This window comes from Actinosynnema sp. CA-299493, from assembly GCF_050946825.1.
Taxonomy (GTDB): domain Bacteria; phylum Actinomycetota; class Actinomycetes; order Mycobacteriales; family Pseudonocardiaceae; genus Actinosynnema.
Genome location: NZ_CP191993.1, coordinates 4,093,519 through 4,106,786, shown reverse-complemented (window position 1 = coordinate 4,106,786; position 13,268 = coordinate 4,093,519). Strand labels below are relative to the sequence as shown.

At 74.9% G+C, this 13,268-nt stretch carries 1 protein-coding gene; it reads right to left on the bottom strand.

Annotated features, from left to right (window positions below):
- Nucleotides 1-10: 10 nt before the first annotated feature.
- Complete coding sequence (locus ACQPYE_RS17625) at nt 11-13,231, bottom strand: type I polyketide synthase (protein ID WP_498722421.1); 13,221 nt, start codon at nt 13,229-13,231, stop codon at nt 11-13.
- Nucleotides 13,232-13,268: the final 37 nt, after the last annotated feature.

Sequence of the window (13,268 nt, the reverse complement as noted above, 5' to 3'; positions counted from 1 at the left end):
GCCCGCATCGTCAGGACTTGCCGAACTCGGTCTGGATCAGGTCGAACAGCTCGTCGGCGCTGACCTCGTCCAGCGCCGGACCGTCCGCCGGGGCGGATCGGGCCGGTGCGGGCGCGAGGCGGTCCGCGAGTTCGCGCAGCCGGGCCGCGAACCCGACCGCGTCCGGCACCCGCGCCAGCCCTGCCTCCAGGCGGGCCAGCTCGGCAAGCGGGTCTTCGCCGCCGACCTCCCCCATCAGGTGCTCGGCGAGCGCGTCGGGCGTGGGGTGGTCGAACACGAGCGTCAGCGGCAGCGCCAGCCCGGTGCGGGCCGCCAGCGCCGCGCGGAACTCGACCGCGGTCAGCGAGTCGAAGCCGAGCTCCAGGAAGCCGCGGCGACTCTCCACCGCGGCCACCGAGGTGTGGCCGAGCACCTTCGCGGCCTCGGCGCGCACGACGTCGAGCAGCGCCCGCTTGCGGTCGACGGCGTCCAGCGCGGCCAGCCGTTCGAGGAGCTGCTCCCGCTCGTCGTCCCGTTCCCCGGCGGGTACGGCGGCGGTGTCGGCCGCGGGCAGGAACGCGGTGAGCAGCGGGCTGGGGCGGGCCGCCGTGAACGGTGGCGCGAACACCGGCCACGCGACGTCCGCGACCGTGACGCAGGTGCGGTCGCCGGCGACCGCGCGCAGCATCGCCTCGACCGCGTCGGCCGGGTCGAGCGGGGTCAGGCCCCGGCGGCGCAACCCGTCGGCCACCTCGGCGGAGCCCGCCATCCCGCCTCCGGCCCACGGGCCCCAGGCGATGGCGGTGGCCGCCTTCCCGGACCGGGCGCGACGCCGGGCCAGGGCGTCGAGCCGGGCGTTGGCCGCGGCGTACGCGCCGTGCTCGCCGCTGCCCCAGATCCCGGCGATGGAGGAGAACAGCACGAACGCGTCCAACTCCCGGTCGCCCAGCAGCTCGTCCAACAACACCGCACCGGTCACCTTGGCGCCGAGAACCTCGGCCAGCTCCCCGTCGGACAGGTCCGCCAGCGGCGCGAGCCGCGCGACGCCCGCGGCGTGCACGACGGCGTCCACCAGGTGTTCGGCCAGCACGGCGGCCAGCGCGTCCCGGTCGGTGACGTCGCACGCGACCAGGCTCACCCGTGCGCCCAGCTTCTCCAGTTCGCCTCGCAGCCGCTCGGCGCCCGGAGCGTCCGGTCCGCGCCTGCCGACCAGCACCAGGTGCTCGACGCCGTCGGCGGCGAGCCTGCGCGCGACGTGGCCGCCGAGCGCGCCCGTGCCGCCGGTGACGAGCACGGTCCCACGGGGTCGCCACACCCCGGAGCCGGGCGCGACGCGCACCAGCCGCCGGGCCGACACCTGGTCGCCGGACACGGTGACCTGGTCCTCGACCCCGCCCAGGACCGAGCACACCGCCGCCCAGTCCGGTTCGGCGGCCAGCTCGACGACCCCGCCCCACCGGTGCGGCTGCTCCAGCGCGGCCACCCGGCCCAGAGCGTGGACACCGGCGGCTGCCTGGTCGTCCACTCCCCCGGTCAGGCACCACAGCGGGCCCTCGACGCCGGACCGCAGCAGGGCCAGGACGTGCGCCTCGTCGGGCACCGACACCGCGACCACGCCGTCGAAGCGCCCGCCCGCACCGGCATCGGTGCTGACCCGCACGCCCCGGTCGGTCAGGGCCTCGCGCAGCGGGCCGGACCCGTCCGGGTCACCGAGCACCAGCCAGTGCCCCTGCGGGCCGGCGCCGGGGGTGACGGGGTGCCACTCGACGTCGTAGCACCGGTCCGCGGCCGGGGTGCGCGCGCGACGCCACCCGGCCAGGGCGGGCAGCACCGAGCGCAACGCCGAGAGGTCGACGGTGGCGGGCAGGTCCAGTTCGCGGACCAGCGCGTGGGCGTCGCCGCCGGTGACCGCCGCCCAGAACGCCTCGTCGGCCGGGTCGCCGGCCGGGCGCCTGGTCGGCCAGTAGCGGACGTGCTGGAACGGGTAGGTCGGCAGCTCGACCCGGCTCGCGGTGGTCCCGGCGAACGCGGCCCAGTCGACGGGCTCGCCCGCGACGTGCACCGCCGCCAGCGCGGCGACCACCGATCGCGGTTCGTCGGACCCGGGCCTCAGCAGGGGCGCGAAGGCCGTGCCGGGGTGGTCGTCGCCGAGCGCGGCGCGGGCCATCGCGGTGAGCACCGCTCCGGGTCCGACCTCCAGGAAGCGGGTGGCGCCGAGGTCGGCCGCCGCGCGGACGCCGTCGGCGAACCGGACGGCGTGGCGGACGTGGCGCACCCAGTACTCCGGGTCGGTCAGCTCACCGGGAGCGGCGGGCCGGCCGGTGACGTCGGAGATCACCGGCAGCCGCGGCTCGTGCAGGGTGATCCCGGCGACCACGGCGCGGAACTCCTCCAGCACGGGATCGACCAGCGGCGAGTGGAAGGCGTGGCTGACCCGCAGGCGACGGGTGCGCACGCCCAGCGCGCCGAACCCGGCGGCGAGCGCGTCGACGACCTCGGCCGTGCCGGAGACGACCACCGAGGACGGTCCGTTGACCGCGGCGACGTCCACCGCGGCGGGGTCGTGGCCGGCGAGCGCCTCGCGCACCCGGGCCTCTTCCGCCTCGACGGCGAGCATGGCGCCGCCGGTGGGCAGCGACTGCATCAACCGGCCGCGCGCGGCGACCAGCGCGGCGGCGTCGGGCAGGGACAGCACACCGGCGACGTGCGCGGCGGCCAGTTCCCCGATCGAGTGACCCAACAGCACCGCGGGCCGCACGCCCTGGTCGTGCAGGAGCCGGAACAGCGCCACCTCCAGGGCGAACAGCCCCGGCTGGGCGTAGGCGGTGTCGTGCAGCAGGTCGGACCCGGCGTCGAACAGCACGTCCCGCAGCGGGCGGTCCAGGTGGCGGTCCAGGTGGGCGCAGACCTCGTCCAGCGCGACGCCGAACGCCGGGTGCGCGCGTGCCAGGTCGCGCCCCGCGCCGGGCCGCTGCGCCCCTTGACCGGGGAACAGCAGGGCCAGGTCGCCGTCCGCGGCCGGTCCGCCGTGCACGACGTCGGCAGTGGGCTCACCCGCGCCGAACGCGGTCAGGGCGGCCAGCAGCTCCGCCCGGTCGGCACCGAGGACGACCGCGCGGTGCCCGAGCCCCGCACGGGTGGTGGCCAGGGCGTGCGCGACGCCGGAGAGGTCGTCGGGCAGGGACTCGGCCAGTCGCGCGGCGGTCGCGCGCAGGGCGGCGGGACCGGCGGCGGACAGCGGCAGCGCGTGCACCGGGAACGCCGTCCCCGATGGCGGCGCGGGCGTGATGACCTCAGGGTTCGGTGCCTGCTCAAGGATGACGTGGGCATTGGTGCCGCTGATCCCGAACGACGACACCCCCGCACGCCGCGGGCCGCCACCCGTCCACGGCCGGGCCTCGGTCAACAGCTCCACCGAACCCGACGACCAGTCCACGTGCGGCGTCGGCTCGTCCACGTGCAGGGTCCCCGGCAGCACGCCGTGCTCCATCGCCAACACCATCTTGATCACACCCGCGACGCCCGCCGCGGCTTGCGCGTGCCCGATGTTCGACTTCAACGACCCCAACCACAGCGGCGTCGAACGGTTCTGGCCGTAAGTCGCCAACAACGCCTGCGCCTCGATCGGGTCACCCAACGTGGTCCCCGTGCCGTGCGCCTCCACGACGTCCACATCGGACGGAGCCAAGCCCGCATCCGCCAACGCGGCCCGGATCACCCGCTGCTGCGCCGGACCACTCGGAGCCGTCAACCCGTTCGACGCGCCATCCGAGTTCACCGCCGAACCCCGCACCACCGCCAGCACCCGATGACCGTTGCGGACCGCGTCGGACAGGCGCTCCAGCACCACCATCCCCACGCCCTCGGCCCAGCCGGTGCCGTCCGCCGACGCGGCGAACGACCGGCAGCGGCCGTCCCGCGACATCGCACGCTGCCTGCTGAACTCGATGAACACGCTCGGCGTCGACATGACGACCGCGGCACCGGCCAGGGCCAGGTCGCACTCCCCGGAGCGCAGCGCCCTGGTCGCCAGGTGCATCGCGACCAACGACGACGAGCACGCCGTGTCCACCGTCAACGCCGGACCTTCCAGACCCAGCGCGTAGGCGATCCGGCCCGACGCGACACTGGGCGCGTTGCCGGTGCCCAGGTAGCCGCCGACGTCCTCGACCGCCTGCGCCAGCACGGTGGTGTAGTCGTTGGGGTTGGTGCCGGTGAACACGCCGGTGCGGCTCCCGCGCAGCGCGTGCGGGTCGATCCCGGCCCGTTCCAGCGCCTCCCAGGAGACTTCCAGCAGGTGTCGGTGCTGCGGGTCCATCGCCAGCGCCTCGCGCGGGCTGATCCCGAACAGCTCGGGGTCGAACCCGGCGGCGCCCGCCAGGAAGCCGCCCTCGCCGGCGTAGGAGGAGCCCCGGTGGTCGGGGTCGGGGTGGTGCAGGTCCGTCGGCCAGTCCCGGTCGACCGGCAGCGGGGACACCGCGTCGGTCCCGGACACGACCAGTCGCCACAGGTCTTCCGGCGAGCGCACGTCACCGGGGTAGCGGCAGGCCAGGCCGACGATCACGACCGGGTCGTCGGCGGGCGCGCCCGCGACCGCCCGCACGTCGTCGCCGCCGCGGTCGCCGACCAGCAGCCGGGCCAACCGCCGGGGTGTCGGCTCGTCGAACACCACGGCGGCGGGCAGCGCCACACCGGTGGCCGCACCGAGCCGGTCGCGCAGCTCGACCGCGGTGAGCGAGTCGAAGCCCAGGTCGCGGAAGGCCCGATCGGTCTGCACGGCGTGCACGTCGCGGTGGCCGAGCACCTCGGCGGCCAGGGTGCGCACCAGCCGCACGGCCTCCGCCTCGGACAGGTCGGTCCGCACCTCCGCGGTCGGCACGGGGGTGAGCGCGGCGACGGCGGGGATCTCCGCGAACAGCGGCGCGGGGCGGCGCGCGGTGAACGCCGGGTGGAACACCGCCCAGTCGACGTCGGCCAGGACGACGACCGGCTCCCGGGAGCCGAGTTCGCGCAGCAGGGCGGCGGCGGCGCGGTCGGGGTCCAGCGGGCGCAAACCGTGCCTGCGCAGCCCGGTGAGCACGTCCGCGTCGACCGCCATGCCGACGCCGTCCCACGGTCCCCAGGCGACGGCGGTCGCGGTCAGGCCGCGGGTGCGCCGGGACCGGGCGAGCCCGTCGAGCGCCGCGTTCGCCGCGGAGTAGGCGGCCTGGCGTCCACTGCCCCAGATCCCGGCGATGGAGGAGAACAGCACGAACGCGTCCAACTCCCGCTCGCCCAGCAGCTCATCCAACAACACCGCGCCGGCCACCTTGGCGCGCAGCACCTCGCCCAGCTCCTCGTCGGACAGGTCGGCGATCGGGGTGAGCCGACCACCGGCGCCGGCCGCGTGCACCAGCACGTCCGGCGGGAACTCCGCCAGCAGCGCCGACACCGCCTCCCGATCGGTGACGTCGGCGGCGCGGACCACCGCGTCGGCTCCCAGCTCCCGCAGTTCGCCCAGCAGCGCGGCGGCACCCGGCGCGTCGGGGCCGCGGCGGCTGACCAGCACCACGCGGGCAGCGCCGGCCACGGCCACCCGACGGGCGACGGCTGCGCCCAGTCCGCCGGTGCCGCCGGTGATCAGCACCGTGGCGCCGGACCGGATCGACCCGGCGCGCGCGGCGGCCAGCGGCACCAGCCGGTGCTCCAGAACCGTGCCCCGGCGCACGGCGACCTGGTCGGCGTTCCCGGACGAGAGCACCGCGCGCACCCCGCGCCAGGTGCGGGCGTCCGGTTGCGCGGGCAGGTCGACCAACCCGCCCCAGCGCTCGGGCAGCTCCAACGCCGCCACCCGGCCGAAACCCCACACGGCGGCCTGGTCGGGGTCCACCGGCGGGTCGGTCGGGTCGGCGGCCACTGCCGCGTGCGTCAGGCACCACAGCGGGGCGTCCACTCCGGCGTCGGACAGCGCTCGCACGACGCGCAGCAGCAGGTCGGGTCCACTCCCGGTCGCGTCGAGCAGCACCCCGTCGACCGCACGCCCGCGCAGCCGATCCGCCAGGTCCGCGCCGACCTCGATCGACTCGACGCCGGGGAACGCCGTGCGCAGCGGCTCACCGCCGCCGATCACCAACCAGCGCCCCGGCAGCTCCGAGGCGGCTGCGACGGCATCGGCGGGACGCCACACGGAGCCGTAGCGCCAGCCGTCCGCCGCCGAAGCCTCACCGCGATCACGCCGCCACGCGGCGAGCGCGGGCAGGACTCGTTCGGCGGCGGCCAGGTCCACGTCGAGGTCGGCCGCGAACGCGGCGGCGTCACCACGCGCCACGACGTCCCACAACCCGGCGTCGACCGGGTCGTGCGCGGGAGCGCGGCCGGTGTCGAGCCAGTACCGCTGGTGCTGGAACGCGTAGGTGGGCAGTTCCACGGTCCGCGCGCCGGGGTGCAGGGCCTGCCAGTCCACCGCGCCCCCGGTGGCGTGGACGGTGCCCACGGCGGTGAGGACCGTGACGGTCTCGTCCCGGTCGGCGCGCAGGGCGGGAGCGCACGGCAGGTCCGGCACCAACGCGGTCAACACCGCGTCCGGCCCGATCTCCACACACCGCGCCACACCCTGCAACCGCGCGACAGCGTCAGCGAACCGCACCGCCTGACGCACATTCCGAACCCAGTACTCGGGGTCCGCGACCGACCCGTCATCCACAGTGGACACGAAGGTGACGCTCGGTTCCGCGAACGACACCGATGCCACGACAGCGCGGAAGTCGTCCAGCATCGCGTCCATCCGAGCCGAGTGGAACGCGTGACTCACCGTGAGCCGCTTGCTCCGCCGGCCCTGAGCCAACGCGAGCACCGGCTCCTCATCACCGGACAACACGACCGAACGCGGACCGTTCACCGCAGCCAACGACACACCCTCGGGCAAGGTGATCTCATCCTCGGACGCCTCCACGGCGACCATCACTCCACCGGTAGGCAACGCCTGCATCAACGCACCACGCGCCACCACCACACGACACGCATCCTCCAGGGAGAACACACCCGCGATGTGAGCAGCGGCAATCTCCCCGACCGAATGCCCCACCACCACATCCGGCCGCACACCCCACGACGCGAACAACCGCGACAACGCCACCTCGACCGCGAACAAACCAGGCTGAGCGAAAGCGGTCTGGTCGATCCGATCGTCATCGGAGGACAAGACCTCCCGCACCTCCGCCGGGAAGTACGACAACACCTCAGCCCACGCCTCGGCGAACACCGGGAACGACGCCGCCAGACCACGACCCATCCCCACCCGCTGCGAACCCTGACCCGTGAACAGGAACGCCGTCCCACCGGAGCGCGCGACGGTCACCAGGCGGTTCGGCACCGCACGCAGTTCGACCACGGCTTCGGCAAGCATCGGCGCGACGACGGTCACCCGGTGCTCGAACGCCGAACGGGTGGTCGCCAGGGACAGGCCGACGTCACCGGGGACCAGGTCGGGCCGGTCCTCGACGAACCGGGCCAGCCGGGCGGCCTGGTCGCGCACCGCTTCGGCCGTGCGGCCGGACAGCGCCCACACAGCCGGCGCCGGGTGACCCGGGCGCGACGGCTCGACCGGCACCGCGACCTGCTCCAGCACGGCGTGCGCGTTGGTGCCGCTGAACCCGAACGACGACACCGCGACCCGGCGCGGCCGGTCCACGTCGGCGAACGGCGTGTTCTCGCCCACCAGCGCCACGGCACCGGACGACCACTCCACCCGGGACGAGGGCACGTCGGCGTGCAGGGTCTTGGGCAGCACGCCGTGCCGCATCGCCAGCACTGCCTTGATCACGCCCGCGACGCCCGCAGCGGCCTGCGTGTGGCCGATGTTCGACTTCACCGACCCCAGCAGCAACGGCCGTTCGCGGTCCTGCCCGTAGGTCGCGATCAGCGCCTGCGCCTCGATCGGATCACCCAGGGTGGTGCCGGTGCCGTGCGCCTCCACCACGTCCACGTCCGACGGCTCCAGCCCCGCATCGGCGAGCGCGGCGCGGATGACCCGCTGCTGCGCCGGCCCGTTGGGCGCGGTCAGGCCGTTCGACGCGCCGTCCTGGTTCACCGCGGAACCGCGCACGACCGCCAACACCGGGTGGCCGTTGCGAACCGCGTCCGACAACCGCTCCAGCACGAGCATCCCCGCGCCCTCACCCCACCCGGTGCCGTCCGCGGCGTCGGCGAAGGCCTTGCACCGGCCGTCGGCGGCCAGGCCGCGCTGCCGGGCGAACTCGGTGAACGCGATGGGGGTCGCCATGATCGTGACGCCGCCCGCGAGCGCGAGCGAGCACTCCCCCGCCCGCAGCGCCCGCACCGCGAGGTGCAGCGCGACCAGCGACGAGGAGCACGCCGTGTCCACCGTCAACGCCGGACCTCCGAGGCCCAGCGCGTAGGACACCCGACCCGACATCACGCTGGCCGCGCTGCCGGTGCCCAGGTAGCCGTCCGGGCGCTCGGCCGCGTGCTCGACCACGGAGGCGTAGTCCTGGCCGTTGGTGCCCGCGAACACCCCCGTGTCGCTGCCTCGCAACGACACCGGGTCGATACCGGCCCGCTCCAGCGCCTCCCACGACACCTCCAGCAGCACTCGCTGCTGCGGGTCCATCGCGACGGCCTCGCGCGGCGAGATGCCGAAGAAGTCCGCGTCGAACGCCGAGGCGTCGTCGAGGAACGCGCCCTCGTGGGCGTAGGTGGTGCCGGGTCGGGACGGGTCGGGGTCGATGAGCGCGGCGAGGTCCCAGCCGCGGTCGGCGGGGAAGGGCCGCACGGCGTCGCCGCCCGCGACCAGCAGGTCCCACAGCGCGTCGGGGGTGTCGACGCCGCCGGGGAAGCGGCAGCCCATGCCGACGATGGCGATCGGGTCGTCGTCCGCGTCCGCGCGGGTGGTCCGCGCGGGAGCCACCCGGCCCGCGCCGGTCAGCTCCCCGACCAGGAAGGCGATCAGCTCGTCCGGGGTGGGGTGGTCGAACACCAGCCCGGCGGGCAGGCTCAGGCCGGTGGCCGCGCTCAGGGCGTTGCGCAGCTCGACGGCGGTCAGCGAGTCGACCCCGAGGTCCCGGAAGGCCCTCCCCCGGTCGAGGAGCGCGTCCGGCTCGTGGCCCAGGACGGTGGCGACGCGGTCGAGCACCAGCCCGGTCAGCCGCTCGCGGGCGTCCTCAGGGGTCAGGTCGCCCAGGTCGGGTCGCGCGGCGGGTGCCGACGTGGCACGCCGGGCGTCACGCACCGCGGGAATGCTGTCGAGCAGCGAGCTCGGGCGGGTGGCGGTGAACGCGGGCGTGAACCGGTCCCAGTCGACGTCGGCGACGACCACGGAGGTGTCGTCGTTGGCGAGCGCGGTGCCCAGGGCCGCCAGCGCGATCCCGGGTGCGAGCGGGCGCAGGCCGCGACGGCGCAGGCCATCCGCCGCGTCACCGGCGGCCATCCCGACCTCGTCCCACGGACCCCACGCGACCGACAGCGCCACCGCGCCCCGCGCGCGGCGCTGTTCCGCCAGGGCGTCCAACCCGGCGTTCGCCGCGGCGTACGCGCCGAGGTCGCCGCTGCCCCACACCCCCGCGACGGAGGAGAACAGCACGAAAGCGCTCAGGTCACACTCGCGCAGCAGCTCGTCCAGCAGCAGCGCGCCGGTGGTCTTGGCGCGCAGCACGTCGGCCAGTTCGTCGGCGCCGGTCCGGACCAGCGGGAGGTCGCGGGCCACGCCAGCGGTGTGGAAGACGGCGTCCACCGGGTGTTCGGCCAGCAGCGCCGCGAGCCGGTCGCGGTCGGCCACGTCGCAGGCCACGACGGTGGCGGTCGCGCCGAGCCCGGCCAGGTCGGTCACGAGCGCGTCGACACCCGGCGCGTCCGGCCCCCGCCTGCTGGTCAGGACGATGTCACGGGCGCCTTGGCCGGCGGCCCACCGGGCGACCTGGGCTCCGAGCGCGCCCGTGCCGCCGGTGACGAGCACGGTCCCGCGCGGCGTCCACGGCCGGCCACCGGGCCGCACCGCCGCCGGGACGAGCCGGCGCAGGTGCACCCCCGAGTGGCGGACCGCGACGGCGTCCTCATCGCCCGCGAGCACGGCGCAGACCCGTTCCCAGGTCGTCGCGTCCGGGTCCGCGGGCAGGTCGATCGCCCCGCCCCACAGGTCGGGGTGCTCCAGCCCGACGACCCGGCCCAAGCCCCACACGCCCGCCGCGTCGAGGTCGGTCGCCGGGTGGACTGCGCCGGTGGTGAGGCACCACAGCCGGACGTCGGCACCCACCAGCGACCGGACGAGTTCCAGGGTCGACGCCGCGTCGGGAAGCAGGGACAGCACGGTCGCACCCGGCGGCAGGTCGGACGGTTCCGGGACCGCCGTGGCACCGAGCGCGACCAGCGCGTCGGCCCGCACGTCACCGGGGGCGGCCACGACGAAGCAGTGCGCGGGCAGAGCCGTGGCTCGACCACCGGACGTCGGCGACCACGTGACGCGGTAGCGCAGGGCGTCGGTCGCGGCGCGGTCCCGGCCCGTGCGGCGCCAGGCCGCCAACGCGGGCAGGACGTGTCCGGCGGTGTCCGGGTTCAGGTCGAGGGTCGCCGCGAACGCCTCGGCGTCCTCGCGTTCGACGGCGGCCCAGAACTCGACCTCCGCCGGGTCGCCGGCGGGGGCGCGGTCGGCGTCGAGCCAGTACCTCCGCCGCTGGAACGCGTAGGTGGGCAGTTCCACGGTCCGCGCACCGGGGTTCAGGGCCTGCCAGTCCACCGACCCGCCGTGGACGTGCACAGACGCCAGGGCGGTGATCACCGACGTCGGCTCGTCGCGGTCGGCGCGCAGGGCGGGAGCACACGGCAGGTCCGGCACCAACGCGGTCAACACCGCGTCCGGCCCGACCTCGACGCAGCGCACCACACCCTGATCCGGCAACTCCGCCACGGCGTCCGCGAACCGGACCGTCTGCCGCACATTGCGCACCCAGTACTCGGGATCAGCGACCGAACCGCCATCCACAGTCGACACAAAGGTCACCTGAGGCTCGGCGAACGACACCGACGCCACAACGGCCCGGAACTCGTCCAGCATCACGTCCATCCGCGCCGAGTGGAACGCGTGACTCACCGTGAGCCGCTTGCTCCGCCGGCCCTGAGCCAACGCGAGCACCGGCTCCTCATCACCGGACAACACGACCGAACGAGGCCCGTTCACCGCAGCCAACGACACACCCTCGGGCAAGGTGATCTCATCCTCGGACGCCTCCACGGCGACCATCACTCCACCGGTAGGCAACGCCTGCATCAACGCACCACGCGCCACCACCACACGACACGCATCCTCCAACGAGAACACACCCGCGACGTGAGCAGCGGCGATCTCCCCGACCGAATGACCCACCACCACATCCGGCCGCACACCCCACGACGCGAACAACCGCGACAACGCCACCTCAACCGCGAACAAACCCGGCTGAGCGAACTCCGTCTCGTCAATCCGCACGTCATCCGAAGACAAGACCTCCCGCACCGAAGCCGGGAAGTGCGACAACACCTCACCCCACGCATCAGCAAAAACCGGGAACGACGCCGCCAAACCACGACCCATCCCCACCCGCTGCGAACCCTGACCCGTGAACAGGAACGCCGTCCCACCACGAACCACAGCACCCTGGCTGTCGACGGCCGCCAAGCCCGCCAGCAACTCCTCGCGGGAGGAACCGACCACGACGGCGCGGTGGCCGAGCGCGGCCCTGGCCGTGCCCAGCGAGAACGCCACGTTGGTGGCGGAGAGGTCCGGGCGGTCGGCCAGGTACGAGCGCAGCCGGTCGGCTTGGGCGCGCAGGGCCTCGGGCGAGTGCCCGCCCAGCGGCCACGCCACCGGGCCGGCGGGTGCGGTGTGCGAAGCGGGCTCCGGCGCGGGTTCGGGGGCTTCCTCGATGAGGACGTGGGCGTTGGTGCCGCTGACGCCGAACGACGACACGCCCGCCCGGCGCGGGTGTTCGCCCGCCGCCCAGGTGACCGGTTCGGTCAGCAGCGACACCGCGCCGGTGGACCAGGGCACGTGCGAGGAGGGCTCGTCCACGTGGAGCGTGCGCGGCAGCAGGCCGTGCCGCATCGCCATGACGACCTTGATGATCCCGGCGACGCCGGCGGCGGCCTGGGTGTGCCCGATGTTCGACTTCACCGACCCCAACCACAACGGGGTCTCGCGCTCCTGGCCGTAGGTCGCCAACAACGCCTGGGCCTCGATCGGGTCACCCAACGTCGTACCCGTGCCGTGCGCCTCCACGACGTCCACATCGGACGGGGCCAAGCCCGCGTCCGCCAACGCGGCCCGAATCACCTTCTGCTGCGCCGGACCACTCGGAGCGGTCAACCCGTTCGACGCGCCGTCCTGGTTCACCGCGGAGCCGCGCACCACCGCCAGCACCTGGTGACCGTTGCGGACCGCGTCGGACAGGCGCTCCACCAGCAGCAGGCCTGCGCCCTCGGCCCAGCCGGTGCCGTCCGCGGACTCGGCGAACGACTTGCAGCGGCCGTCGAGCGCCAGGCCCTGCTGCCGGGAGAATTCCACGAACGTGTGCGGGGTGGACATGACGGTGACCCCGCCCGCGAGGGCGAGCGAGCACTCACCCGCGCGCAGCGACCGCATCGCCCAGTGCAGGCCGACCAGCGAGGAGGAGCAGGCGGTGTCCACGGTGACCGCCGGGCCTTCCAGCCCGAAGGTGTAGGCGATGCGGCCGGAGACGATGCTGCCCGCGCTGCCGTTCGCGATGAAGCCTTCGAGGTGCTCGGGCACGCCGTCGAGCCGGGAGGCGTAGTCGTGGTACATCACACCGGTGAACACGCCGGTGCGGCTGCCGCGCCGGCCGCGCGGGTCCATCCCCGCCCGCTCGAACGCCTCCCACGCCACCTCCAGCAGCAGCCGCTGCTGCGGGTCCATCGCCAGCGCCTCGCGCGGGCTGATCCCGAACAGGTCGGCGTCGAACTCGGCCGCGTCGTGCAGGAACCCGCCCTCGCCGGTCAGGGAGGTGCCCGGGGTGCGGCCGGTGGGGTCGTGCAGGTCGGCGGGCCAGCCCCGGTCGTCGGGGAACGGCGACACCGCGTCGCGGCCGTCGGCGACCAGCCGCCACAGGTCCTCCGGTGAGCGCACACCACCGGGGTAGCGGCAGGCCATGCCGATGATCGCGATCGGCTCGGTCGCGCCCGCCTCCACCTCCTGCAGGCGACGTCGGGTCTGGCGCAGGTCGGTGGTGACCTTCTTCAGGTAGTCGCGCAGCTTCTGCTCGGTGGTCACGCGAGGTCACCTGCTCTGATCGGCCGGATGGGGGATG